Source organism: Streptomyces sp. AC1-42W (assembly GCF_003248355.1).
Lineage (GTDB): Bacteria > Actinomycetota > Actinomycetes > Streptomycetales > Streptomycetaceae > Streptomyces.
Window position 1 is genome coordinate 1,068,004 of sequence record NZ_QKWY01000002.1, and the last position, 26,173, is coordinate 1,094,176.

The following is a 26,173-nucleotide window of genomic DNA, read 5'->3' on the forward strand; positions in this document are numbered from 1 at the left end:
GAGGTTCCGTGGCCGCGCGTCCCCTCCGTAACCTGTCTGCGAGGCAACGGGGGCGGGGACGACAAGTGGATCGATCACAGGGCACGGAAGCGGGGCTGCTGCTGGCCGGAAGGTACCGGCTGGCCGAGGTCCTGGGGCGCGGCGGCATGGGCAAGGTCTGGCGGGCCCACGACGAGGTGCTGCACCGCACGGTCGCCGTCAAGGAGCTGACCGCCGGTCTCTACGTGTCCGAGTCGGACCGGACCGTGCTGCACGCCCGGACCCAGAAGGAGGCCCGCGCGGCGGCCCGGATCACCCACCCCGGCGTCGTCACCGTGCACGACGTCGTGGAGTACGACAACCGCCCCTGGATCGTCATGCAGTACGTGGACGGCCCCTCCCTGGCCGACCGCGCGAAGGAGTCCGGCGAGGTCGAGGCGCGCGAGGCGGCCCGGATAGGGCTGCACGTGCTGGGCGCGCTCAGCGCCGCGCACGGGGCGGGGGTCCTGCACCGCGATGTGAAGCCCGGCAACGTCCTGCTCGCCCGTGACGGCCGGGTGCTGCTCACCGACTTCGGGATCGCCGCGATCGAGGGCGACTCCACCATCACCCGGACCGGCGAACTCGTCGGCTCCATCGACTATCTGGCGCCGGAGCGGGTCAAGGGCGGCGATCCGGGCCCCGCGTCCGACCTGTGGTCGCTGGGCGCAACGCTGTACACGGCGGTCGAGGGGCGTTCGCCGTTCCGCCGGACGTCCCCCATCTCCACGATGCAGGCCGTCGTCACGGAGGAACCGCCGCCGCCCACCAGGGCCGGGGCGCTCGCCCCCGTCATCACCGCGCTGCTGCGCAAGGAGCCGGAGGACCGCCCCACGGCGGCGGAGACCGAGCGGATGCTCCTGGAGGCGATGGAGGGCCGCACCCCGCGGGCCGCCCAGGCATACGTCCCGACCCAGCACATGTCCGAGGAGATGCTGCGCGCCGCCCCGGACGGGATACCCGGCGGCACGGCCCCGCTGCCCCGGCCCGTTCCCGCCGGACCGCCCGCGTCCGCCCCGGCGCCCCGCGGCGGACGGACCCGGTGGCGCACCCGGCTCCTGGTCGTCGCCCTGGCCGCGCTCCTCGGCAGCGCCGTGAGCATCGGCGCGGTCATGTACGCGAACCGCACCGAGGCCGCCGGAACCTCGACCGCCGGGACGAGCGGCGGCCCGGCCCCGCAGGGCACCCGCACCGGGAAGCCCGCCGACCCCGGGCCGACCCCGACCCCCACGCCGTCCCCCACCGGCTCGCCGTCCGCGGACCCGGGGGCGCCGAATGTGCCGGACGGCTGGCGCCGGGTCGAGGACCCCGCCGGGTTCAGCGTGTTCCTGCCGGAGGGCTGGGAGCGCGAGATGAACGGCACCAACATCGACTACTCGCCGGACGGCGGCGTGCACTACTTCCGGGTCAGCATCGATCCGTCCCCCGACTACGACAACTCCTACGACCACATGGTGGACATGGAGCGGCAGCTGAGCAGCCGGCTGCCCGAGTACCGGCGGGTGGAGCTGAACAGCAACATCTACCGCGACGTCCCCGGCGCGATCTGGGAGTTCACCTGGACCGAGAAGAGCGGCGAGGCGCGGCACGCCATCGACCAGATGTACTTCGCGAAGGAGGGCGGCCCGGAGTACGCGCTCTATATGACGGGCCCGGCGGACGACTGGGACGAGACCCTCGACCGGTTCCGGGCGATCCTGCGCAGCTGGCGCCCCCCGGTCGAGCAATAGCCCCTGATCAGGGCTTATGCCGCCAGTGATCACTGGCTGAGTCGCTGCGGGGGCGGCGGGCGGCCGGGGGAGTACCCGAAAAGCTGTTACCCACGGGTACCCAAAGCCTTCCGGCCGACGTACTCTCGCCCTCATGACGGACTCGCAGGCCCCCACGTCCCCCGCCGCCGCTGTCGGCACCAACCCCGTGGCCGCCGCCCCCGCGGGCGTGCGCACGGCCGCCGATGTCGTGACGCCCGAGGTGATCGCCCAGCTGACGCGCGGCGTCACCGGCTCCGGCCGCACCGCCAACCACACGCCGTTCACCGGCGAGAAGCTGGCCGACCTGCCGGAGTCCACCCCCGAGGACGTGGCCGACGCGTTCGCCCGCGCCCGTGCCGCCCAGCCCGCCTGGGCCGCCCTGCCGGTCCGGACCAGGGCCGCCGTCCTCCTGCGCTTCCACGACCTGGTCATCAGTCGCCAGTCCGAGGTGCTCGACCTCATCCAGCTGGAGACCGGCAAGGCCCGGCTGCACGCCCACGAGGAGGTCCAGGCGGTCGCCGTCGCCGCCCGGCACTACGGCCGCAGGGCCGGCGCCTATCTGCGGCCGAAGCGCCACACCGGCGTCGTGCCGACCCTCACCAAGGTCACCGAGCTGCGCCAGCCGCGCGGGGTCGTCGGCCAGATCGCCCCCTGGAACTACCCCCTCGAACTGTCCGTCGGCGACGCGCTGCCCGCCTTCGTCTCCGGCAACGCCGTCGTGATGAAGCCCGACACCGAGACCGCCCTGACCGCCCTGTGGGCCCGCGACCTGCTGATCGAGGCGGGGCTGCCGTCCGAGGTGTTCCAGGTCGTCCTCGGCGAGGGACCGGTCGTCGGCCCCGAGGTCGTCAAGCACGCCGACTACGTCTCCTTCACCGGCTCCACCCGCACCGGCCGCGAGGTCGCGCAGGGCGCGGCGGCCCGGCTCGTCGGCGTCTCGCTGGAACTCGGCGGCAAGAACGCCATGCTCGTCCTGGCGGACGCCGACGTGGAGAAGGCCGCCGCCGGCGCCGTCCGCGCCTGCTTCTCCTCGGCCGGCCAGCTCTGCATCTCCATCGAGCGGCTGTACGTCCACGAGTCGGTGGCCGACGCCTTCCTGGAGCGGTTCGCCGCCCGGACGCGCGCGATGCGGCTCGGCAGCTCCCTCGCGTACGGCGCCGACATGGGCTCGCTGGTGAGCGAACGGCAGCTGGAGACCGTCACCCGGCACATCGCCGAGGCCGTCGAGAAGGGCGCCACCCTGGTGGCCGGCGGGGTCGCCCGCCCCGACATCGGGCCGCTCTTCCACGAGCCGACGATCCTGGAGGGCGTCGAGGCGCCGATGGCCGTCTGCTCCGAGGAGACCTTCGGCCCGGTCGTCTCCGTCTACCGCTTCCGCGACGAGGACGAGGTCGTGGAGCTGGCCAACGCCACCCCGTACGGCCTCAACTCCAGCGTCTGGACCAGGGACGGCCGGCGCGGCCACCGCATCGCCGCCCGGCTGCGCACCGGCACCGTCAACATCAACGAGGGGTACGCCCCCGCCTACGGCAGCGTGCAGTCCCCGATGGGCGGCATGAAGGACTCCGGTCTCGGCCGCCGCCACGGCTCCGAGGGCATCCTCAAGTACACCGAGGCCCAGACCGTCGCCCAGCAGCGGCTCATCCCGCTCGCCCCGTCGTTCGGGATGGACGACGAGAAGTACGCGGCGTTCATGAGCCGCAGCCTCAAGGCGATGAAGGCGTTCCGGCTGCGCTGACGGCCCCCGCGCCACGCGCCCCGCACCACTTCTGTCCTTTTCGTACCGAGGAGTGCCATGTCCCAGGACAGCCCTGCCCAGAACCAGGACCGGCCGGCCGGTGCGGCCGACGACGACGCCGCGTACGACTACGACGTGCTCGTCGTCGGTTCGGGCTTCGGCGGCGCCGTCTCGGCGCTGCGGCTGACGGAGAAGGGGTACCGGGTCGGCGTCCTGGAGGCGGGCCGCCGCTTCACGCCCGGCACCCTGCCCAAGAACTCCTGGGACCTGAAGAACTACCTCTGGGCCCCCGCCCTCGGCCTCTTCGGCATCCAGCGCGTGCACCTGCTCGGCAAGGTGATGGTGCTCGCCGGCGCCGGGGTCGGCGGCGGCTCGCTCAACTACGCCAACACGCTGTACGTGCCGCCCGCCCCGTTCTTCCGGGACCGGCAGTGGGCGCACATCACGGACTGGCAGGCCGAGCTGAAGCCGTACTACGACCAGGCCGAGCGGATGCTCGGGGTCCGGCTCAACCCCACGACGACCCCCTCCGACGTCCACCTCAAGGCGGCCGCCGAGGCCATGGGCGTCGGCGACACCTTCCACCTGGCCCCGGTCGGAGTCTTCTTCGGTGACGGCCGGGACGCGGACGGCGCCGTACGCGCCGAGCCCGGCGGCACGGTCCCCGACCCGTACTTCGGCGGCGCGGGCCCGTCCCGCAAGGCATGCACCGAGTGCGGCGAGTGCATGACGGGCTGCCGCCACGGCGCCAAGAACACCCTCAACGAGAACTACCTCCACCTCGCCGAGAAGGCCGGCGCGGTCATCCACCCCATGACCTCCGTCGTCGCCGTCACCGAGCACCGCGACGGCGGCTTCCACGTCGCCACCGTGCCCACCGACAAGCGCCGCAAGGCGAAGCCCGCCACCCTGCGCGCCCGCCAGGTGGTCGTCGCGGCGGGCACGTACGGCACCCAGACCCTGCTCCACACCATGCGGGACAAGGGGCTGCTGCCGAGGATCTCCGCCCGGCTCGGGGAACTGACCCGGACCAACTCCGAGGGCCTGGTCGGCGCCCAGACCTCCGACCGCCGCTACCGCAGGAAGCACGGCACGAAGCCCGACTTCACCCGGGGCGTCGCCATCACCTCGTCCATCCACCCCGACGAGAACACCCACATCGAGCCCGTCCGCTACGGCAAGGGCTCCAACGCCATGGGCGGCCTCACCATCCTCCAGGTCCCGTTCAGCAGCCACCGGGTCCTCGCCTGGTTCGGCAACCTGGCCAAGCACCCCACGCTCGCCCTGCGCTCCCTGTCCAACCGGCGCTGGTCGGAGCGGGTCATCATCGGGCTCGTCATGCAGTCCCTCGACAACTCCCTCACCGCGTACCGCAAGCCGCGCGGCCTCGGCAAGGGCCTGCTCACCGCCCGCCAGGGCCACGGCGCGCCCAACCCCACGCAGATAGCCGAGGCGACACAGGGCGCCTCGCTGCTCGCCGAGGAGATCAACGGCTTCCCCGGCTCCAACATCGGTGAGCTGATGGGCACCCCGCTCACCGCCCACTTCCTCGGCGGCTGCCCGATCGGCGCCGGCCCGGACGAGGGCGTCATCGACCCGTACCACCGGCTGTTCGGGCACCCCGGCATCTCCGTCGTGGACGGCTCGGCGGTCTCCGCGAACCTCGGCGTCAACCCGTCGCTGACGATCACCGCCCAGGCGGAGCGGGCCATGTCGTTCTGGCCCAACAAGGGCGAGCCGGACCCGCGCCCGGCGCAGGGCGAGGCGTACGAGCGGCTGCCGGCGGTGGAGCCGCAGGCACCGGCGGTCCCGAAGGAGGCGTTCGGCGCGCTGCGGCTGCCGTTCCTGGGGATGCCGGCGATGCCGCCGAAGAAGGCGGAGACGGCCTGAGAACAGCAGAAGGGGCTGCACCCCCCTCCCAGTGCAGCCCCTCACGCTGTAACCGGCCGTCGTAGAAGAACCGACAACCGGTGTTCCGCATGCATGACCTGCCGGACCCCCCGATGGTTGTCCTCGTACTCACGAAATCCTTATGTGAGGTGGATCACTTCGAACGTCATGGCGTCCTTGTGCTCGATCCGTGATCTGAATTCGGGCAACTTTTCCCGGGTGCCCCCGGTCGTACCCGCTGTCGCCGCCCCAGCGGCCACACAGCTCCCGACGACCCCGAAGGCCCCGAGATGAGAAGCACGATTCCGTTCCGCCGTGCGATGGGCGTCCTGGCTTCGGCCGGTCTGCTGGCCGCCGGAACGCTCACGACGGCCGGTCCCGCGCACGCCGCCGGCCCCGAGTTCACGATCGGCGGCCCCGCCGAGACTGCCCTGCATCCGTACCCGGCGACGGGCGCCCCGCAGAAGGCGAGCCTCGCCCTCACGCTCACCAACCCGTCCGAGGACGAGGAGAACGGCGCCTACCAGGGCGAGTACACCGTGCGCTTCGACTTCGGCGGGCTGGCGGGCGTCGCGGACGTGGCCTTCGGCGAGGACGGCAGCCTGGACTGCGAGCGGACCGGGACCACCGCCGTCTGCCACGACTACGGGATCTGGCCGGGCGTCAGCACCCTCGCCGACCTGGAGGTCACCGCCGCCAAGGGCAGCGAGGACGGCGACAGCGGCACCATCGAGGTCACCGCCGAGGCGGCGGGCGCCACCTTCCGGCCGTTCACCGCGCGGGTCTCCGTCGGCGGGCCCGACCTGTCGATGAAGCGGCTGCCGTTCCGGACGGAGCTGAAGCCGGGCGACAGCCGGCCGGTGCCCATCTCGTTCACCAACCACGGCACCCGCGCCGCCCGGGGCGTCCTGCTCACGCTGCGCAACACGCGCGGCCTCGCGTTCACGCAGCGGTACCAGAACTGCGAGTACAGCGAGGACGAGGGAGGCATGGGCAGCCCCGGCGTCTGGACCACCGCCCTGTGCTCCTTCCCCGGCAGCTACGAGCCCGGCACCACGTACACGCTGGCCGAACCGCCCGTCCTGCGCGCCACCGGCCACGCGCTGTACGACTCCCTCCTGTACCGGATCAACGAGGACGGCACCGACGCCCGCGCCGCGCAGCGGGCCGGCGCCCGCTTCAGCCCCGGCAACGGCGCGGCCCTGGTCCTGCGCAAGGCGCCCACGCCCCGCTCGGGCGACCTGGAGCCCGGCGACAACCAGCAGGAGGCCGACTTCCGCACCGCCAACACCGCCGACTTCGCGGCCTACGGCGACCGCGCCGCGGGCAAGGCGGGCGACACCGTCGACGTGACCCTGGGCTTCCGCAACCGGGGCCCCGCCTGGATCGGTCACATCCGCTCCGGCGAGGACGTCGCCACCGTCGACTTCACCGTCCCGCACGGCTCGTACGTCGTCTCCAAGCCGGACGTCTGCCGGGGCGTGACCGCGCAGGGCGGATACCGCGAGAACCAGGCGAAGGCCCCGCGCTACTTCTGCTCCACGCCCATGTCCGTCCTGGAGGACGCCGACTTCGCGCTGCCCTTCCGGCTGAAGATCGTCACGGCCGACCCCGGCTCGACCGGCGCGGTCGTCGTCCGCAACATCCACCTCCAGGCCCCCGAGCTGCCCTTCGACCCGAAGCCCGCCAACAACAAGGCGTACGTGGAGCTGAACGGCGAGGAATCCGGCACGACCGGCGGAACCTCCGGCTCCGGTTCTGGCTCCGGTTCCGGCGGTACGGCGGCCACCGGCGGCTCCGGCTCCGCCGGGGCCACGGGCTCCACCGGCGGCGCCTCCTCGTCGGCCGGGGGCGGCACCTCCGGCACGTCGGGCGCCTCGGGCACGGCGGGCTCCGGCGGTTCGGACGGCGCGCTCGCCTCCACCGGCACCCTCGCGCTCGCGGCCTCCGGCGCGGCGCTGGCCGTGCTGCTCGCGGGCGGCGTCCTGTTCGCGACGGCCCGGCGGCGCGCGACGCGCTGAGCCGTGCCCGTACACGCGCCGAGCCGGTACACGTACGCGCGCGAAGGCGCCGTACGCGTGCACGCGTGAAGGAACGGCCGGCTCCGGGCGTCCCCGGAGCCGGCCGTTCCGGGAGAGACCTGGCGGTCCCTCCGAGTGACCGGACTGCTGTCCCCTGCCGACCGGTCACGCACGCCGGTGCGCGGTCCCACGACGTACACGCGGTACGCCACGCACCCCGGCGGAGCCACGCGTGGTTTCCATCGGGAGCCGCCCCTGGCTGGCACGGACACCGGGACCAACGAAGCCGCGCCGGAGCCGGTCACGCGCCGTACGGGTGAGACCGCGCCCGAACTGGGATACGTCCGTACAGCCCGGCGGGAGCGGCGGGGTGTCAGACCCGGCCCCGGCACAGCTCCAGGAGCGTCATCGCCAGCGGGGTGCCCGGCTTGCCCAGCGCGTCCCGGTAGCGGGTCAGGATCTCCATCTCGCGGGACAGGTTGACCCGGCGGCCGCCCGAGGAGATCCGGGCCTCCTGGATCACCGCCGAGACGGCCATCCGCTCCTGGACGAGCCCGATGATCCGGTCGTCGAGAGCGTCGACGCGCTCACGGGCGTCCCCGATCAGGGACGCGGCCTCGTCGGTGCGGGCGCCGGTCGCCTCGGTGGTGGTCGCGGTGGCGGGGGTGGTGCTGCTGCTCATGTCGGTCTCCCGGTGGGTGCGGCGCCCCCCGGGCCGGGCCCGGAACGCCAGAACGCCCCCGGGCCATGTGGCCCAGGGGCGCCTGGAACGTTGCTTGTCAGTTGCTCAAGCAGCACGACCATGGCAGCCGGCGGGCCGGATGCCATAGGTAAAGACGAAGATCGTGTGCTGACGCATGGGGACAGTATGGACCCATCCCGGCGCTGCCCCGCGCCGGGCCCGGATCGTGAGACGCCGCACATCGCCGGGACGGGACGCGCGGCCGTCCCCAGCACGGCCGGAACGTCCCGCTCCGGCCGCCGGTCCCCGCCCGCGGCCCGGCGAGACCCGCCGCCGGCCGCCGGTAGAATCGGGAGGACCGACCCCTCTCCACCGCCGGAAGGCCGCCCCGTGCCAGCAGCACCCCCCGCCGCCCCCGACACCGCCACCGACGTGGTTCTCGTTGTCGACTTCGGCGCGCAGTACGCCCAGCTCATCGCCCGCCGCGTCCGTGAGGCGCGGGTCTACAGCGAGATCGTCCCGTCCACCATGCCGGTGGCCGAGATGCTGGCGAAGAACCCCCGCGCGATCATCCTGTCCGGCGGCCCCTCGTCGGTCTACGCCGAGGGCGCGCCCTCGCTCGACCGCGCGCTGTTCGAGGCCGGGGTCCCCGTCTTCGGCATGTGCTACGGCTTCCAGCTGATGGCCACGGCGCTCGGCGGCACCGTGGACGACAACGGCGCCCGCGAGTACGGGCGTACCCCGCTCGCCGTCTCCCAGACCGGCTCCACGCTCTTCGCGGGCACCCCGGCCGAGCAGTCGGTGTGGATGTCGCACGGCGACGCCTGCTCCGCCGCCCCCGAGGGCTTCACCGTCACCGCGTCCACGGACGTCGTCCCGGTCGCCGCCTTCGAGAACGACGAGAAGCGGCTCTACGGCGTCCAGTACCACCCGGAGGTCATGCACTCCACGCACGGCCAGCAGGTCCTGGAGCACTTCCTGTACCGGGGCGCGGGCATCGAGCCCACCTGGACCACGGGCAACGTGATCGAGGAGCAGGTCGCCGCGATCCGCGCCCAGGTCGGGGACAAGCGCGCGATCTGCGGCCTGTCCGGCGGCGTGGACTCCGCCGTGGCCGCCGCCCTCGTGCAGAAGGCCATCGGCTCCCAGCTCACCTGCGTCTACGTGGACCACGGCCTGATGCGCAAGGGCGAGACCGCCCAGGTGGAGAAGGACTTCGTCGCCGCGACCGGCGCGAAGCTGAAGGTGGTCGACGCGGAGAAGCGCTTCCTCGACGCCCTGGCCGGCGTGTCCGACCCGGAGCAGAAGCGGAAGATCATCGGCCGCGAGTTCATCCGCGTCTTCGAGCAGGCCCAGCTGGAGATCCTCCAGGAGGACGGCCCCGAGGTCGCCTTTCTCGTCCAGGGCACGCTCTACCCCGACGTGGTGGAGTCCGGCGGCGGCACCGGCACCGCCAACATCAAGTCCCACCACAACGTGGGCGGCCTCCCCGAGGACATCGAGTTCCAGCTCGTCGAGCCGCTGCGCCAGCTGTTCAAGGACGAGGTCCGGATGGTCGGCCAGGAGCTGGGCCTGCCGGACGAGATCGTCCAGCGCCAGCCCTTCCCCGGCCCCGGCCTCGGCATCCGCATCGTCGGCGAGGTCACCAAGGAGCGGCTGGACCTGCTGCGCGAGGCCGACGCCATCGCCCGCGAGGAGCTGACCGCGGCCGGCCTGGACCGCGACATCTGGCAGTGCCCGGTGGTCCTGCTCGCGGACGTCCGCAGCGTCGGCGTCCAGGGCGACGGCCGCACCTACGGCCACCCGATCGTGCTGCGCCCGGTCTCCTCCGAGGACGCCATGACCGCCGACTGGTCGCGGCTGCCGTACGAGACGCTGGCCAAGATCTCCACCCGCATCACCAACGAGGTCGCCGAGGTCAACCGCGTGGTGCTCGACGTGACGAGCAAGCCGCCGGGGACCATCGAGTGGGAGTGACCCTCCCCGGGCTCCATGGGCCCGCAGACCCCGACGATGCCGCCGTCCCCGTGTGTGGGGCGGCGGCATCGCCGCGTCCGGGGCGGAAAACGCGTGGCGGGCGGGGCGTCGCCCCTGGCAGGCTCCGCCCGCATGTCGTCCGACGAGATCCGCGCCCTGATGTCCGCCGCCCGCAACGACCGCCTGACCTGGAACACCCCGCTCTGCGACGAGCACGCCGCCCGGCTCGTCGCCGCCTGCGCGCCGGAACCCGGCGCCCGGATCGCGGACCTCGGCAGCGGCTGGGGCGAGTTGCTGATGCGCCTGGTCGAGTCGGCGCCCGGCAGTACGGGGGACGGCGTCGAGACCGACCCGGAGGCGGTCGCGCGCGGCCGGGCCCTGGCGCGGGAGCGGGGCCTCGCGGAGCGCGTACGGTTCCACGGGGTGCCGGCCGCCGAGTGGCCGGGGGAGGACTACGACCTGGCCGTGTCCATCGGCGCCTCGCACGCCTGGCCCGGCGGCACCACCGAGGCGCTGGCCGCACTGCGGGCCGCCGTACGGCCGGGGGGCCGGGTGCTGTTCGGCGAGGGCTTCTGGGAACGGGAGCCGGACGAACGCGCCCTGGCCGGACTCGGCGCCCGGCCGGACGACTTCGGCTCGCTGCTCGAACTGATCCGGCACGCCGAGGCGGCCGGACTCCGCCCGCTCCAGGTGACCGTCGCCGACCAACGGGAATGGGACCTCTTCGAATCGCACGCCAACATCGGCCTCGGCGAACGCTGGGCCCTGGCCCACCCGGACCACCCCCTGCGCGACGGCGTCGTCGCCGCCGTCGACGAACGGCGCACCGGCTACTACGGCGGCTACCGGGGCACCCTCGGACTCGCCTATCTCGTCCTCGGCGCCTGACCGCCTTCGAACAGGCGGGCGAAGACGCCCCTCCGGTGCGCCCCGATGCGGCAACCTTCCGTCCCGTACGGCACAATTCGCAGCGATCACAGACGAGTTGGCCGGCCGATGGCGGCAACAGGGGCGGGGAAGGGCGGCGTTCTCGGTGGCGTTGGACGAGGCACGACAGGGCGCGCACGGCGGGGGCTGCACATGCGGCGACTGCCCGCACGGGGCGCGCCAGGGACACCGGCGCGCGGTGGCCGCCTTCCTGGCCAAGCGGGACGAGTTCGCGGCCGGCCAGGGGCTGCCCGCCGGGGTCGCCCGGTCGGCGTCGGCGACCCGGCAATGGGTCTCCGACGAGCTGACGGAGTCCGCCCGCGAGGTGGCCGACCGGGGCCGCGAGGCCGGTGACGCCTGGCTGTACCGGGTGTGGCAGCGCACCCTGGTGATCGTCTGGGGCGGCCTCGCCGTGCTGACCGTCGCCGAGGCCGCCACCGCGATCGGCGCCGGCTGGACCCACGCCCGCACCGCCGGACTCCTCGCCGGTCTGGTCACCGCGGCGCTGCTGACCGTCGCCGCCCATGTGCACCGCGCCCGCGGCGGCCTCCTCGCCCCGCTCATCGGCGAGGACAACCGGCTCTCCACCTCCCGCGCCGTCGCCGCGTCCTGGGTGCTGCTCGCCGTTTTCTCCGTGCTCGTCCTCGCCCTCCAGCTGGCCGCCGCCTCCGGGCACGAGCGCCGCGACGAGCTGATCGAGGGCCTGGACCTGGCCCGCGGCGCGGGCATCGTCTCCGTCCTGGCCCTGGTGTGCGCGGTCGCGGTGGCCGTGCGCCGGGTGGTGAGCGTACGGGTGCTGTCCGGCCGGCTCCAGAAGCTGCGCGCCGACCGGCCGCGCGCGGCGGACCTGCTCACCGACGACTCGGGGCGCGGCACCTTCACGGACGTGCAGTACGTCCTCGTGTCCACGGTCGCCGTGGTGTTCGCCGCGGTCCGCCTGGCCCGCAGGCCCGAGCAGCTGCCCGACCTGCCGTGGGGCCTGGCGCTCCTGGTGGCCGTGTCGGCGGCCGTCTACTTCACCGGCAAGTACGGCGAGGGCGGCCGGCCCGTCGTGCTCTCGGTCGTCCGGTCCCGCGAGGCGGGCGACCTGGACGCGCCGATCCGGACCGGCGACGACATCGAGATCCGGGGCGCCGGATTCGTGCCGCCGGGCGCGGGCGCCCCGGACCGGCTGGCCCGCGTCGTCGTACGGATCGGCACCGTGCACGTCCACGTCCCGCTGGTCCCGGTGAACGGAGGCTTCGCCAACCCCTCCGACACCCTGCTCACCGTGCCCGTGCCGGTCGAGGTGGAACCGGGCCTCGTCGAGGTCCAGGTCGTCACGGCCGCCGGCACGGAGTCCAACAGCATCTCCATCGACGTGACCGACTGAATCCACTGTCTCCTCCTGCCTCCTGCCTCCTGCCTCCTCCCTCCTGCCTCCTGCCTCCTCCGGCCGGTACTTCCTCCGGTGAACGCGGACCGCGCTGAACACTTCCGCCCGGTTCGTACGTAAGGTCGGGTGACGGGCCGCACGGCCCGGTGACAGCGGCCGGCGGGCCGCGACGGCACGGCCGCGGAAGGCGGGAGCAGCATGTACGGGTACGGCGGCGGTAACGGGCGGGGCCGGGGCCTCGGCGAGGCCAGGAGCCTGCGGGACCTGGCGCGGGAGCACGCCCTGCTGCCCCTGCGGATCTTCCTCGGCGTCACCTTCCTCTACGCGGGGCTCGACAAGCTCACCGACAGCGCCTTCTTCCACGCCGCCGGACCGGGGTCGATCGGCGACCAGATGCACGCGGTCCGCGACGCCGCCGCGATCCCCGGCCTCGTCGACCTGGCGCTGAACGCCCCCGCCGGCTTCGGCTACGCCATCGCCCTCGGCGAGCTGGCGGTGGGCATCGGCACCCTGCTCGGCCTGTGGTCCCGGATCGCCGCGCTCGGCGGGGCCCTGATCTCGCTGAGCCTGTGGCTGACGGTCAGCTGGCAGATCTCGCCGTACTACCTGGGCAACGACCTCGTCTACCTCATGGCGTGGCTGCCGCTGCTGCTGGCCGGGGCGCCGTCGTTCTCCCTGGACGCGCTTCTCGCGGCGCGGCGGCGGCGTATCCGGTAGCCGATCAGGGTGACGCAGGCGGCGGTCGCCAGGCCGCCGCACAGCACCGCGACGAAGAACTGCGGCGGGGCGTCCCACAGCTCCGCCGCGTCCGCCGTGTACCCGGCGGCCAGGGCCAGCATCACCAGGCCCGTGACCGCCCGGCCCGGCCGGAACTCATGACGCGGCACGGTTGACCTCCACCTGTCCGTAGTCCACTTCCAGATCCAGTTCGATCGTGCCGCCCGGGGCGCTGCCCTTGACCGGCGGGATCGTCCGGCGCTGGTCCTGCGTGGCGCGGATGTCCAGATCGCCCTTGTGCCGTCCGTCGATCAGCACCAGCGCCCCGACCTTCGTGCGCGCGTGCACCCGGACCGTGACCTCCGGCGGGACGTGCACCAGGACCCGGCCGGCCCGCGCCTCCACCCGGGTCCGCACGGTGTCGCCCTTCGGCACCGTGATCCCGGTCAGATCCAGCTCGGCTTGCCCGGAGCCGACCGCGTAACGCGGCTGGACGGCGGCGGCGGTCGCCGGGCGCCACTCCTCGCGCACCCAGTGCGTGCTGATGTCCTTGGGCAGCGCGGAGGCTCCCGCCAGCAGCCCGGCCGTGATCACCGCGAGCAGCAGCGTGCCGAAGCCGGTCCGTCCGACGAACGCGCTGAGCAGCATCGCCAGGCCGAACACCGCGAGGGCGGCGGCGAACCCGATCTGCAGGCTCGTGCCCAGCGGCTGTGAGTCCCAGCTCAGCCCCGTACCGAGGCCGCCCGCCACCAGGGCGACCAGGAACGCCACACCGGCGATGGACCGCGGACCCCGCACCTCCCGCGACCGGGGCGGCGGCGGCCGGAACGGCGCGTCGGGCGTCGCCCCGCGCGGCTCCCCCGAGAGCACCGCGTCATGCGGCCCCCACATGTAACCGATCGCCACCTTGCCCGTGGACCCGTCCTTGACGATCGGGTCCCGCCACCAGGACGGCCACGACAGCGTCGGCGGCGCCTTCACCTCCGGCGGCGCGTCCGACGCCGCCTGCGCCGCGGCCTGGTGCAGCGGGTCCTCCGGACCGGCCTTCTTGCGCGCCTGCGTCCAGATGGAGAGGCCCAGGACCGCGAGCGACAGCATCGCGGAGAAGGCGAGCGTCCCCCCGTTGCCCAGCATCGACAGGAACAGACCGCAGCCGATCAGCGCCAGCAGCACCGCGCTCAGCGAGGCCAGCTCGACCCGGCCCGACAGCAGCCGGCGCGCCTCGTTCTCGTCCTCGCCCTCCACCGGTATCAGCAGCCAGGCGAAGCCGTAGAAGATCAGCCCGAAGCCACCGGTCGCGGAGAGCACTCCGAGCACGATCCGGAAGATCACCGGATCGACGTCGCAGTACCGGCCGAGACCGCCGCACACCCCGGCCACCACCTTGTGCCGCGGGCTGCGGTGCAGGCGCGGAGCGGGGGCGGAGGGCGGTGCGGCGCCGGGCGGCGCGTCCTGGGGAACGGTCATGGCTCCATGGTGACGGGCCCCGGCCCGCTCCGGCACCCGCCCCGACCCTGGCCGGTCCCTGATATTGATCCACCCGGATCTCAGGGGCGCCGGAACCCTGCCCCGCCTGCTGCCCCGGGCGTCCCCCGGGCGTCTCAGGGTCGAAGTGGGGGCCGACCCTGATGCCGCCACCCGGACGGACATGTGACGATCGGGTCATGCCAGCCGCCACCACCCGAGCCGCAAGCTCCCACGCCCCCGACCCGGAGGAGCCCCCGCTGCGCAAGCTGTACCGCAGCGCCGACGGGCGGCTGCTCGGCGGAGTGGCGCGCGGGCTCGCCGGACATCTCGGACTCCCGGTCGTCTGGCTGCGCTTCGTTTTCCTCGGGCTGTTCTTCGCGGACGGCCTCGGCGCCCTGCTCTACGCGGTGTTCTGGATCGTCGTCCCGCTCGGCGTCGGCGGGGTCGACGGACCCCGGTCCGTCTTCGAAACCGCCCCCGACGGCACCCGCAGGCTCCGCAAACCCGACAAGGGCCAGATCTTCGCCCTCATCGCGCTGTTCATCGGCGCCGCCGTCTTCGTCGGCAACGTCGACATGGGCAGCAAGGCCGACCGCTACATCTGGCCCAGCCTCCTCATCGGCGCCGGCTCCGTCCTGGTGTGGCGCCAGGCCGACAACGCCCGCCGCGCCCGCTGGATGGAGGTCGGCCGCCGCCCCCGCGTGCTGCAAGTGGCCCGCGCCCTGGCCGGGGTCGCCCTGGTCGGCCTCGGCCTCGCCGTCTTCATGGTCGTCCGCGGCTCCGCCGCCCAGCTGGGCAACGTCATCACCGCGGCCATCGCCGTGCTCACCGGTATCGCCCTGCTCGCCGGCCCCTACCTCGTCCGCATGACCCAGGACCTCTCCGAGGAACGGCTCATGCGCATCCGGGCCCAGGAGCGCGCCGAGGTCGCCGCCCACGTCCACGACTCCGTGCTGCACACCCTCACCCTGATCCAGCGCAACGCCGACGACGCCGGAGAGGTCCGCAGACTCGCCCGCGCCCAGGAGCGCGAGCTGCGCAACTGGCTCTACAACCCCGAGGGCACCGGCAAGGACGAGGACGACGAACCGGAGACCCTGGCCGAGGCCGTCAAGCGGGCCGCCGCCGAGGTCGAGGACAAGCACGGCGTCCCGCTGGAGGTCGTCGTGGTCGGCGACTGCCCGCTGGACGAGAAGCTGTCCGCGCAGATGCAGGCCGCGCGCGAGGCGATGGTCAACGCCGCCAAGTACGGTGGCGAGGGCGGCGCCGTCCAGGTCTACGCGGAGGTCGAGGGCCGCACGGTCTTCGTCTCCGTGCGCGACCGGGGCCCGGGATTCGACCTGGACGCCGTACCGGGGGACAGAATGGGTGTACGGGAATCGATCATCGGCCGGATGCAGCGCAACGGCGGCACCGCCCGGCTGCGCTCGGTGCCCGGCGGGGGCACCGAGGTCGAGCTTGAGATGGAGAGGACGAGCGATGAACGGGACCAGTGAGGCGACCGGGGGCGGGCAGGACCCGGAGCGCCGGGTGCGGGTCGTCCTCGTCGACGACCACCGGATGTTCCGCACCGGCGTACAGGCCGAGATCGGCCGCACCGAGGAGACCGGCGTCGAGGTCGTCGGCGAGGCGGCCGACGTCGACCAGGCGGTCACGGTCATCACGGCCACCCGCCCCGAGGTCGTCCTCCTCGACGTCCACCTCCCCGGCGGCGGCGGCGTCGAGGTGCTGCGCCGCTGCGCGCCCCTGATGAGCGCCGCCGAGGACCCGGTGCGCTTCCTCGCCCTGTCCGTGTCGGACGCCGCCGAGGACGTCATCGGGGTCATCCGGGGCGGGGCCCGCGGCTACGTCACCAAGACCATCACGGGCGCCGACCTGGTGGACTCCGTCTTCCGGGTCCAGGACGGCGACGCGGTGTTCTCGCCCCGCCTGGCCGGGTTCGTCCTCGACGCCTTCGCGTCCACGGACGCGCCCCCGGTCGACGAGGACCTCGACCGGCTGACCCAGCGCGAGCGCGAGGTCCTGCGGCTGATCGCGCGGGGCTACGCGTACAAGGAGATCGCCAAGCAGCTGTTCATCTCGGTCAAGACGGTCGAGTCGCACGTCTCGGCGGTGCTGCGCAAGCTCCAGCTCTCCAACCGCCACGAACTCACCCGCTGGGCGACGGCACGACGGCTGGTCTAGGGCAGGGCCTGCGGCCGGGGCGGACGACGGTGACCTACGCGGGGGCGCCTTCCGGGTCGAGCGAGATGTTCAGCTTCTCGCCGACCCTGCGGTAGCCGATGGACGCGTAGATGCGCTCCACATCGGCGTCGCCCGGCTCCAGCCACACCACCCGGCAGCCCCGCTCGAACGCGGTGCGCGTCAGGTGGGCGGAGAGCGCCGCCCCGATGCCCCGGCGGCGGAACCCGGCGCCGACCGCGAGTCCGGCGAGTTCGCTGAGTCCGTCCACCGGGACCGAGCAGCCGCCCGCGCCCGCCGGGGTGCTGCCGACCGTCGCGAGCGCGGCGACCCCGCCGCCCGCCGCCGCGTTCCGCAGCCACTCCGCCGTGCCGTCCTCGGGCTCGCCCTCCCCGCCGTAGCCGAGGTGCTGGACGAGCGCGGCCGCCGCGAACTCCGCGTCGGTCGCCGGCTCCGCGACGACCAGGTCCACGACGGGCTTCGGCTCCACCAGGTCGCCGGGCGCGCAGGCCAGGATCGGGGCACGGTTCTCGACGGTGAACCCGGCCGCCAGCAGGGCCGGTTCGACGGCGGGAGCCCAGCCGGGCAGGAACTCGAACCGGGGCATCCGGTCCCGCTCACGGAACGCCGCTATGAGCGCGTCGAGTTCGTCAGGCGTCGGCTCCGCGTCCCGGTCCGGGATCGCGTAGTTGGCGTACTTGAGCGACCAGTTCGGGTTGTAGCGGATCACGAACGGCCCGACGCGGACATGGTCCGGGGAGCGCAGCGTGAGCGTGCGGGCATGGGTCTGGACGTCGGCGTCCATGGGCATGTGCGGTCGTCCTTCGGGCCGTTGCGGTCGGAGGCGGGGAGCCTACGCCACCCTGGTCGCCCCCGCGAAGGGCATCTCGTCGATCGGCGCGACGCGGACCGGGGCTCCGGGACGCGGCGCGTGGATCATCTGCCCGTTCCCGATGTACAGGCCGACATGGCTGATGCCGGAGTAGAAGAAGACCAGGTCCCCCGGTGCCAGCTGGGAGCGCGAGATCCGCTGACCGGCGTTGATCTGGGTGTAGGTGGTCCGGGGGAGCGAGACACCGGCGGAGCGCCAGGCGGCCTGGGTGAGCCCGGAGCAGTCGAAGGAGTTGGGCCCGGTGGCTCCCCAGACGTACGGCTTGCCCAGCGCGCCGTACGCGAAGGCGACCGCCTGCGCGGCGCGCGGGTTGGGTGCGCTGACGGCACCGCGCGGGGTGCCGCGGTCGGCGCGGGCCGGGCCGCGGCCGGCGTCGGCCGACTCGTAGGAGGCGCGCTCGGCCGGGGTGAGGCGGGCGAGCAGCCGGCGGGCCTCGGCGAGCTTGGCCCGCACGGTCGAGCGGTGCTTCTCCAGCGCGGCCTGCCGGTCGGCCAGCTCGGTCAGCTTGCCGGCCGCCTCGGCGCGTACCTGGGCGATCTCCGCGACCTGGCGCTGCACGGAGCGAACCTCGGTGGCCCGGCGCTCACCGGCCCGCTCCGCGTACGTGGCGCGGCGCAGGTACTGGTCCGGGTCGGAGGAGAGCGCGAGCCGCAGCGACGGGTCGAGCCCGGCGGAACGGTACTGCGCGGCGGCGTAGGCGCCGAGTACGTCGCGGGCGGCGTTGAGGCGCTCGGTCCTGCGGGCGGCCTCGTCGCGCAGGGCGTCGACCGACTTGGCGGCGGCGGCCGCCTCGGTCTTCGCGCCGTTGTACTTCTCGGTGGCGACCTCCGCCTCCCGGTACAGCCGGTCCACCTGGGCCTTGACCTGCGCCGCGGTGGGGGCGGGGTCGGCGTGCGCGGCTCCCGGCAGCACGGCGGCCGTCGCGGCCCCGGCGAAGGCGAGGGTCGCCGCGGTGCGTGCCGCGGAGGCGGTGGTGAAACGCTGCCTGGGTTTGCGATGCGCTGCCACGAGGGCGGGCGTCCTTCCGTGCGACTGCCCGGCGGGGTATACCGGCGGGCTCCTTCGGTGGTCCGGCGAGGACACTGCCTGGGCCTGCCACCGGGAATGGACGCTAATCCGAGGACACGGGCCGGAGTCGTAATGGCGGCTATTGCCCTCTCTTGGCGTGGCATTGTTGCCGAACGGCCGTGAATGACCGGAAGTGATCGGTGTAATTGCCGCAGATGCAGGCAAAAAGTGCATTCATCATTCAAGCGGTGAGTTATCCACACCCTGCCCGTGAGGGGCCGGGAGTGCCGCGGCTATGGTGCGGCACATGCGCGTACTCATCGATCTCGTCGTCGCCCTGCACATCATCGGCATCGCCGCCCTGCTCGGCGGGTTCCTCGGCCAGATGAAGGCGTTGAAGACCGGCACCGCCCGGTTCGTCCCCGGCATGCTGCACGGCGCGCTGACCATGCTGGTCACCGGCGTCGCCCTGGTCGGCCTCCACCAGGCCGAGGACCACTCGGTGAACAACATCAAGATAGGCGTCAAGCTGCTGATCCTGGTCGTCATCCTGGCGCTGGTCTACGTGAAGCGGGACGAGGAGAAGGTGGACAAGGGCTTCTTCGGGGCGGTCGGCGCCCTGACCCTCGCCAACATCTTCATCGCCACGCTCTGGACCTGACGGACGGCGGCCGCCCGGCACCGGGCCGGTCCCGCACGGACCGGCCCGTCGACCTCGTCCGCCCCGGTCAGGCCGGGCGCACGCTGCCGTAGATCGGCATGTAGTAGATCGACTCCTCGCGCACGTTCGCACCGGGCTTCGGCGCGTGGATCATCATCCCGTCGCCCTTGTAGATCCCGACGTGGCTGATGTCGTCGTAGAAGAACACCAGGTCACCGGGCTGGAGGTCGGCCGTGGCGACCCGGGTGCCGATGTTCACCTGGTCCCAGGTGGTGCGCGGGATGTCCACGCCCGCCGCCTTCCAGGCCGCCTGCGTCAGCCCCGAGCAGTCGTACGAGGCGGGCCCGGTCGCGCCCCAGACGTACGGTTTGCCGATCTGGGCGCGGGCGAACGCGAGGACCTTCTCCGCCTTCGTGGAGGTGCTGCTGCTGGAGTCCGCGCCGGACCCGGAACCCGTGCCCGAACCCGTCTCCGTACCCGATCCCGACCCCGTACCGCTCCCGTCCGACTTCGCGGCCTCGCGCGCGGCCTCCTCCCGGGCGGCGGCCTGCTTCTTCGCCAGCTCCTCCGCCTTCCGCCTGGCCTCCGCCTCCTTCTTGCGCTCCAGTTCCGCCAGGCGCGCCTTCTCCTCGGCGGTCAGCTTCGACAGCAGCGTCCGCGCCGCGGTCAGCTTCTTCCGGACGTCCTCCTTGCTGGTGCGCAGCGCCGTCTGCGACTCGGTCAGCGTCTCCAGGCTCTTCACCGCCTCGGCCCGCTGCTCGGACGTCTTCGCCTGCTGCGTACGGAAGTCCGTGACCGCCTGCTGCTGGCGCTCGGCCATCCGGTCCATGAGGTGCGTCTGGTCGAAGAACGACTGCGGGTCGTCGGCCAGGAAGAAGGTCGCGGTCGGCGCGAGGGCGCCGTTGCGGTACTGGGCGGCGGCGTAGTTGCCGAGCGTCCTGCGGGCGTCGTTCAGCTCGGCCGTGCGCTTGGCCACGTCGTCGAGCAGCGCGTCGACGCGGTTGCGCTGCTTGTCCGTGGCCTCCTTGGCCCGGTTGTACTTCTGGGTCGCGGTGCCCGCCTGCCGGTAGAGGTCGTCGACCCTCTTCTGCACTTCCTCGATGCTCGGCCGGGACGGCGCCGGGGCGGCCAGCGCGCTCTGCGAGGACAACAGGGTGACCGAGGCCAGCGCGGCCGAGGTGAGCCCCACGGCGGGAACGGTGGAGCGGACACGGTTACGCGGTTTGCGATGCGACGCCAAGGCCGGCATCTCCTTCCGTGGACCGCCTACCGGGTGAGGGCCTGTCCGGCGGATCATGGCCGGGGTCGCGACGCCTGGCACGGCACCTCGCCGCGTTGCCGAACCGCCCCGATAGCTCCGCTATCGCGACGCTCCGGCGCCTTGCGATGCACCGCACCAGACGCCGCGCCCTGTCCGACCCTGATCCGCCGGACAGGCCCTTGCTGTCGGGTTCGGGCGAAAGCGGAAGGTTGCCCTACGGTCCGGTGGGGGCGGACCGATTCACCCCGGTCATGCGTCTGGGTCCCCGGTTCCGGGCGGGCCCGGATTCGGCGCGGGGCCCGCTCGGCGTGGGTCGCCACTGGGGGTACGGGCCGTCCGAACGAGCACGCTAGCCAACGGGAGGGGCCGCTGTGAAGGTTGGTGTTCGATATGCCCGATACATTTTCGTGACCTTTCCGGAGCGGGGTCGGCTGTCAGTCGGGCGCCTTAGACTCGGACAGCGATGAGCAGCCTCTTTGACGACAGTTTCCTGGCCGGCCTCCAGCACGAGGAGGAAGGGCCCCCGCCGCCCCCCGAGGACTCCGCACCCGAAGCGGTGCCGGAGGACCTCTTCGCGGGCGTGTTCGACGGGCCCCCGCCGGCGCGCGACGCGTACTACCGCGACGGCGCGCACCGCCCCGTCATCGACCCCGAGGCCCTGCTCGACGGGCTGAACACCGAGCAGCGCGCCGCCGTGGTGCACTCCGGATCGCCGCTGCTCATCGTCGCCGGCGCCGGCTCCGGCAAGACCCGTGTGCTCACCCACCGCATCGCCCACCTGCTGGCCGAGCGGGGTGTGCACCCCGGCCAGATCCTGGCCATCACCTTCACCAACAAGGCCGCCGGCGAGATGAAGGAGCGCGTCGAGCAGCTGGTCGGGCCGCGCGCCCACGCCATGTGGGTCATGACCTTCCACAGCGCCTGCGTCCGCATCCTGCGCCGCGAGTCCAAGAAGCTCGGCTTCACCTCCTCGTTCTCGATCTACGACGCCGCCGACTCCAAGCGGCTGATGGCCCTGGTCTGCCGCGATCTGGAGCTGGACCCCAAGCGCTACCCGCCGAAGTCCTTCACCGCCAAGGTCTCCAACCTCAAGAACGAACTGATCGACGAGGAGACCTTCGCCGGGCAGGCGGGAGGGGGCACCTCCCATTCGAGCGAAGCCGAGAATGGGGGAGGGTTCGAGAAGACGCTGGCCCAGGCGTACGCGATGTACCAGGCCCGGCTGCGCGAGGCCAACGCGCTGGACTTCGACGACATCATCATGACGACGGTCCACCTCCTCCAGGCCTTCCCCGACGTCGCCGAGCACTACCGCCGCCGCTTCCGGCACGTCCTGGTCGACGAGTACCAGGACACCAACCACGCCCAGTACACCCTCGTGCGCGAGCTGGTCGGCCCGGCCGGCCCCGAGGACGCCCCCGCCGAACTGTGCGTCGTGGGCGACGCCGACCAGTCGATCTACGCGTTCCGGGGCGCGACCATCCGCAACATCCTCCAGTTCGAGGAGGACTACCCGGACGCGACGACGATCCTGCTGGAGCAGAACTACCGCTCCACCCAGACGATCCTCTCCGCCGCCAACGCCGTCATCGAGCGCAACGAGAGCCGCCGCCCCAAGAACCTCTGGACCAACGCCGGCACCGGCGCCCGCATCACCGGCTACGTCGCGGACACCGAGCACGACGAGGCGCAGTTCGTCGCCGAGGAGATCGACCGGCTCACCGACGCGGGCGACGCCAAGGCCGGAGACGTCGCCGTCTTCTACCGGACGAACGCCCAGTCCCGTGTCTTCGAGGAGATCTTCATCCGCGTCGGCCTGCCCTACAAGGTCGTCGGCGGCGTGCGCTTCTACGAGCGCAAGGAGGTCCGGGACGTCCTCGCCTATCTGCGCGTCCTCGCCAACCCCGAGGACACCGTCCCGCTGCGCCGCATCCTCAACGTGCCCAAGCGCGGCATCGGTGAACGCGCCGAGGCGATGATCGACGCCCTCTCGCTGCGCGAGAGGATCACCTTCCCGCAGGCGCTGCGCCGCGTGGACGAGGCGTACGGCATGGCCGCCCGCTCCGCCAACGCCGTCAAGCGGTTCAACACGCTGATGGAGGAGCTGCGCACGGTCGTGGAGTCCGGCGCGGGCCCGGCCGTCGTGCTGGAGGCGGTCCTGGAGCGTACGGGCTACCTCGCCGAGCTCCAGGCGTCCACCGACCCCCAGGACGAGACCCGCATCGAGAACCTCCAGGAGCTGGCCGCCGTCGCCCTCGAATTCGAGCAGGACCGGAGCGAGGAGGAGGGCACCGGCACGCTCGCCGAGTTCCTGGAGCAGGTCGCGCTCGTCGCCGACTCCGACCAGATCCCCGACGAGGACACCGACGGCTCCGGCGTCATCACGCTGATGACCCTGCACACCGCCAAGGGCCTGGAGTTCCCGGTCGTCTTCCTGACCGGCATGGAGGACGGCGTCTTCCCGCACATGCGGGCGCTCGGCCAGGTCAAGGAGCTGGAGGAGGAGCGCCGCCTCGCCTACGTCGGCATCACGCGCGCCCGCGAGCGGCTGTACCTCACCCGGGCCGCCATGCGCAGCGCCTGGGGACAGCCCTCGTACAACCCGCCGTCCCGCTTCCTGGAGGAGATCCCGGAGCAGCACCTGGACTGGAAGCGCAAGGGCCCGATGGCCGCCCCGGCCGGCCCCACCTCGGGCATCACCTCGTCGCTCTCCGCCTCCCGCGCCCGCTCCGGCCCGTCCGGCTTCGCGACCCGGCGGACCTCCGACAAGCCGACGATCACCCTGGTGGCGGGCGACCGGGTCACGCACGACCAGTTCGGCCTGGGCACGGTGACGACGGTCGAGGGCATCGGCGATCAGGCGAAGGCCACGGTCGACTTCGGCGACGGCCGACCGAAGAAGCTGCTCCTGCGGTACGCGCCCGTGCAGAAGCTCTGAGAGACGCGCAACGGCCGGAGCCCCCGAGGCTCCGGCCGTTCCCGGTCCCGACGGGCCCGGTGGTGCTCAGTTCGGGTTCACGCCGTGGCTGCGCAGCCACGGCAGCGGGTCGATCGCCGCGCCGCCGCCGGGCCGCACCTCGAAGTGCATGTGTGGGCCCGTGGAGTTCCCGGAGTCGCCGGAGTACGCGATGACATCGCCGGCCTTGACGTGGCCCGAGCGGATACGGGTGCTGCTGAGGTGGCAGTACCAGGTCTCCGTGCCGTCGGCCATGGTCACGATGGCCATGTTGCCGTAGGCGCTGTTGTACTGCGTACGGACCGTGCCGTCCGTCGCGGCCATCACCGGCGTGCCGTACTGGACCGGGAAGTCGATGCCCGTGTGCACGGACATCCAGTTGACGCCCGCCTGCCCGAAGTACGCGCTCAGCCCGTGCTGCTTGACCGGCATCACGAACTTGGGGCGCATGGCCTCCTTGCGGGCGGCCTCCTCCTCGCGCTTCTTCTTCTCGGCCGCCTGCCGCGCCTTCAGGTCGATGCGCTCCTGGGTGCGGCTCGCGCGGTCCGCGAAGTTCTCCGCGTCGGCGCTGAGGTTGGCGAGCTGGGTGTCCAGCTTGTTGTTGGCCACGGCCGGTTTGACCGCGTCGGCGGCGGCCATCGTCGTGGTCGAGTCCTTCTTCGCCTCGTCGCCGCCCATGCCGCTCACCGAGGCGGCGGCGATCCCGGCCACGCTCATCACACAGGCGGAGGGAACGGCGACGGTCAGGAGTGCGGAGCGCTTCGCGGGGGAACGCCTGCGGCTGCGGCCCGCGCTCCGGGGAGCGGGGCGGGCGGCGGGACGGTGGTCACCGGCCGGGCGCGTACCGTCTGCGGCGTCGAGAGCGTCGGGGGCGTCGAGAGTGTCGGCGGCTTCCAGAGCGTCGTGCGGGTCGTGCGTGGTGTCGTCGGCCGGTTCCGGGTGGCTTCCGGCCTCCTCGCCGCTCCCACCGGCGACGCGGTAGGGCTCGTACGGGTCGTAGTCACCGGAGCCGGGCGCGTAGGTCTCGTAGCCGCTCTCGTACGTCTCCGCCGGGGGATGCTGTTCGGCTTCGTTCGACACGACCGGATTTTGCACATTTTGCTCATCGTGTCCGGGCGTGGCGCCGGTGTTCCAGGCGGTGGCGTCGTACACGCCGGTGTCGTACGAGGCGGTGTCGTCGGACGGCCAGGCGGTGCCGGCGGTCCAGGTGGTGGTGTCCCACCGGCCGGAGGTCTCCGGGGCGCCGCCCTGGGACGGGATGCCGGGGGCGTAGCCCTCGCTCGGCAGCCAGGTCGTCGTGGTGTCGTACTGCGCCGATCCGTCGTACCGGGCGGCGTCGTAGGGGGCCGCGTCGTACTGCGGGTGCTGCTGCGCCTGGTCGGCGTAGGCCGGATACGCCCCGGACTCGTCGAACCCGCCGGTCCCGAGGGTCTGGTGGGCGCCCGTGTCCCACTGCGTGGTGTCGTACGCGCCGTATCCGGCCGCACCGCCCGTGTACGGGATGCCGTGGCCCTGCGAGGTGTCGTACGAGGCGTCGTAGCCGCCGTCGTAGCCGGTGCCCGTGCTGTTGCCGTCGCCGTTGCCGGGGAGGGAACCGAAGAGCGGGTCCGTCTCGAAGCTGCCCGTGGCGTCCAGGGTGCCGGTGGCGTAGCCGTCGTATCCGGCATACCCGGCGTGGGGGTGCTGGTCGTTCACCAACTTCTCTCTCGCCTCGGCAGCAGGACCAGTGCCCGGAACGTGGGGGCTCCGGGGGTGAGCAGTGGCCGCGACTGTACCCGGCGGTATCCGCCGTCGACAATCTTCGACGGCTCCCGGACGCATGGGAAAACGGGCAATCGGCCGTCTTTCGGCAGCGGGCGTACGCAGCCTTGGCCCTATGTTCGAAATTTGTTCGGTTTAACTGGGGGGCTTCCGGGAGGCCCGTATCACCACGCCGTGCGGCTGCCGGCGTGGTGATACGGCGACCCCGATGCGGGTCCTCGGGCCCCCGGCCCCGCACGGCGCACGCGCCGCGGGCTCCGGGACCGGTGCCCGTGAGCAACGTCCCAGGTGTGATTTCCCCCTCCCGGTCCACCGCGAAACGGCGGCTTGCGGGATGCTGTGGATAACGTTCGTTCACATCCCCGGCCCTTCAGGCACGGGAGACGCAGGTGGAGGCAGTGATGGGTGTGACCGGTCCGATCCGCGTGGTGGTGGCCAAGCCGGGCCTCGACGGCCATGACCGCGGGGCGAAGGTGATCGCGCGGGCGCTGCGCGACGCCGGTATGGAGGTCATCTACACGGGGCTGCACCAGACGCCCGAGCAGATCGTGGACACGGCGATCCAGGAGGACGCCGACGCGATCGGTCTCTCGATCCTCTCGGGCGCGCACAACACGCTCTTCGCGAAGGTCATCGAGCTGCTGAAGGAGCGCGAGGCGGCGGACATCAAGGTCTTCGGCGGCGGCATCATCCCGGAGGCGGACATCGCCCCGCTGAAGGACCAGGGCGTCGCGGAGATCTTCACCCCCGGCGCGACGACGACCGCGATCGTCGACTGGGTCAATGCCAACGTCCGCCACCCGGCCGAGGCGTAGCCCACCACGCCACCACGGCCTGCGGCGGATCACGCGACCGGGCCGCCCGCCCCGCCCCGCTCCGGCGGACCGGGG

The 26,173-nt window shown here is 72.8% G+C and carries 20 protein-coding genes; 13 read left to right on the top strand and 7 right to left on the bottom strand.

The window, feature by feature from the left end:
• Window positions 1-65: 65 nt before the first annotated feature.
• The 4 genes from DNK56_RS22790 to DNK56_RS22805 all read left to right on the top strand — a co-directional run bounded on the left by DNK56_RS22790 (window position 66) and on the right by DNK56_RS22805 (window position 7,418).
• A complete protein-coding gene (locus DNK56_RS22790) occupies window positions 66-1,748 on the top strand; it encodes a serine/threonine-protein kinase (RefSeq protein WP_199563652.1) in 1,683 nt (560 codons plus the stop codon).
• Window positions 1,749-1,881: 133 nt separating this feature from the next.
• Entirely contained in the window at window positions 1,882-3,507 is a 1,626-nt protein-coding gene (locus DNK56_RS22795) for a succinic semialdehyde dehydrogenase (RefSeq protein WP_111337625.1), read from the top strand.
• Window positions 3,508-3,564: 57 nt separating this feature from the next.
• On the top strand, window positions 3,565-5,397 hold the full coding sequence (locus DNK56_RS22800; protein WP_111337627.1) for a GMC oxidoreductase: 1,833 nt from the start codon (window positions 3,565-3,567) through the stop codon (window positions 5,395-5,397).
• Window positions 5,398-5,717: 320 nt separating this feature from the next.
• Window positions 5,718-7,418: a peptidase gene (locus DNK56_RS22805; RefSeq protein WP_111337629.1), complete on the top strand. Its 1,701-nt coding sequence runs from the start codon at window positions 5,718-5,720 to the stop codon at window positions 7,416-7,418.
• A gap of 373 nt (window positions 7,419-7,791) precedes the next feature.
• Here DNK56_RS22805 and DNK56_RS22810 read toward each other — a convergent pair whose 3' ends face one another.
• The gene (locus DNK56_RS22810; RefSeq protein WP_111337631.1) at window positions 7,792-8,100 is read right to left on the bottom strand and encodes a chorismate mutase; all 309 of its coding nucleotides are present in this window, start codon (window positions 8,098-8,100) and stop codon (window positions 7,792-7,794) included.
• 390 nt (window positions 8,101-8,490) lie between these two features.
• Here DNK56_RS22810 and guaA point away from each other — a divergent pair, with 390 nt between their 5' ends.
• The 4 genes from guaA (at window position 8,491) to DNK56_RS22830 (ending at window position 13,096) form a co-directional block, all read left to right on the top strand.
• Window positions 8,491-10,077, top strand: a complete 1,587-nt coding sequence (guaA, locus tag DNK56_RS22815; protein ID WP_111337633.1) for a glutamine-hydrolyzing GMP synthase — start codon at window positions 8,491-8,493, stop codon at window positions 10,075-10,077.
• 132 nt (window positions 10,078-10,209) lie between these two features.
• Entirely contained in the window at window positions 10,210-10,965 is a 756-nt protein-coding gene (locus DNK56_RS22820; protein ID WP_111339484.1) for an SAM-dependent methyltransferase, read from the top strand.
• A gap of 145 nt (window positions 10,966-11,110) precedes the next feature.
• Complete coding sequence (locus DNK56_RS22825) at window positions 11,111-12,376, top strand: hypothetical protein (protein WP_199563651.1); 1,266 nt, start codon at window positions 11,111-11,113, stop codon at window positions 12,374-12,376.
• A gap of 201 nt (window positions 12,377-12,577) precedes the next feature.
• A complete protein-coding gene (locus DNK56_RS22830) occupies window positions 12,578-13,096 on the top strand; it encodes a DoxX family protein (protein ID WP_111337637.1) in 519 nt (172 codons plus the stop codon).
• Here the strand turns inward: DNK56_RS22830 and DNK56_RS22835 are convergent.
• Entirely contained in the window at window positions 13,003-13,266 is a 264-nt protein-coding gene (locus DNK56_RS22835) for a hypothetical protein (protein ID WP_111337639.1), read from the bottom strand. The two genes, DNK56_RS22830 and DNK56_RS22835, sit on opposite strands and share 94 nt — an antisense overlap.
• Window positions 13,253-14,563 (bottom strand): PspC domain-containing protein, encoded by a 1,311-nt coding sequence (locus tag DNK56_RS22840; protein ID WP_111337641.1) that lies wholly within the window; start codon window positions 14,561-14,563, stop codon window positions 13,253-13,255. Before DNK56_RS22840 ends, DNK56_RS22835 begins: the two co-directional genes overlap by 14 nt.
• A gap of 197 nt (window positions 14,564-14,760) precedes the next feature.
• Here DNK56_RS22840 and DNK56_RS22845 point away from each other — a divergent pair, with 197 nt between their 5' ends.
• Both DNK56_RS22845 and DNK56_RS22850 read left to right on the top strand, forming a co-directional pair.
• The gene (locus DNK56_RS22845; RefSeq protein ID WP_111337643.1) at window positions 14,761-16,059 is read left to right on the top strand and encodes an ATP-binding protein; all 1,299 of its coding nucleotides are present in this window, start codon (window positions 14,761-14,763) and stop codon (window positions 16,057-16,059) included.
• A complete protein-coding gene (locus DNK56_RS22850; protein WP_111337645.1) occupies window positions 16,043-16,747 on the top strand; it encodes a LuxR C-terminal-related transcriptional regulator in 705 nt (234 codons plus the stop codon). Before DNK56_RS22845 ends, DNK56_RS22850 begins: the two co-directional genes overlap by 17 nt.
• 34 nt (window positions 16,748-16,781) lie before the next feature.
• Here DNK56_RS22850 and DNK56_RS22855 read toward each other — a convergent pair whose 3' ends face one another.
• Entirely contained in the window at window positions 16,782-17,555 is a 774-nt protein-coding gene (locus DNK56_RS22855; protein WP_111337647.1) for a GNAT family N-acetyltransferase, read from the bottom strand.
• Window positions 17,556-17,597: 42 nt separating this feature from the next.
• A complete protein-coding gene (locus DNK56_RS22860) occupies window positions 17,598-18,644 on the bottom strand; it encodes a C40 family peptidase (protein ID WP_111337649.1) in 1,047 nt (348 codons plus the stop codon).
• A 307-nt stretch (window positions 18,645-18,951) separates the two neighbouring features.
• Between DNK56_RS22860 and DNK56_RS22865 the strand changes: the two genes are divergently transcribed.
• Window positions 18,952-19,305, top strand: coding sequence for a hypothetical protein (locus DNK56_RS22865; RefSeq protein WP_111339486.1), 354 nt, complete (start codon window positions 18,952-18,954; stop codon window positions 19,303-19,305).
• A gap of 67 nt (window positions 19,306-19,372) precedes the next feature.
• Here DNK56_RS22865 and DNK56_RS22870 read toward each other — a convergent pair whose 3' ends face one another.
• Window positions 19,373-20,554 (bottom strand): C40 family peptidase, encoded by a 1,182-nt coding sequence (locus tag DNK56_RS22870; RefSeq protein ID WP_111337651.1) that lies wholly within the window; start codon window positions 20,552-20,554, stop codon window positions 19,373-19,375.
• Between the two features lie 475 nt (window positions 20,555-21,029).
• On the opposite strand from DNK56_RS22870, the gene pcrA reads away from it, so the two are divergent.
• Window positions 21,030-23,504: a DNA helicase PcrA gene (gene pcrA, locus DNK56_RS22880; protein WP_111337653.1), complete on the top strand. Its 2,475-nt coding sequence runs from the start codon at window positions 21,030-21,032 to the stop codon at window positions 23,502-23,504.
• A 66-nt stretch (window positions 23,505-23,570) separates the two neighbouring features.
• On the opposite strand, the gene DNK56_RS22885 is transcribed toward pcrA, so the two are convergent.
• Entirely contained in the window at window positions 23,571-25,217 is a 1,647-nt protein-coding gene (locus tag DNK56_RS22885) for a M23 family metallopeptidase (RefSeq protein ID WP_111337655.1), read from the bottom strand.
• A 467-nt stretch (window positions 25,218-25,684) separates the two neighbouring features.
• Between DNK56_RS22885 and DNK56_RS22890 the strand changes: the two genes are divergently transcribed.
• Entirely contained in the window at window positions 25,685-26,098 is a 414-nt protein-coding gene (locus DNK56_RS22890) for a cobalamin B12-binding domain-containing protein (RefSeq protein WP_111337657.1), read from the top strand.
• Window positions 26,099-26,173 lie beyond the last annotated feature (75 nt).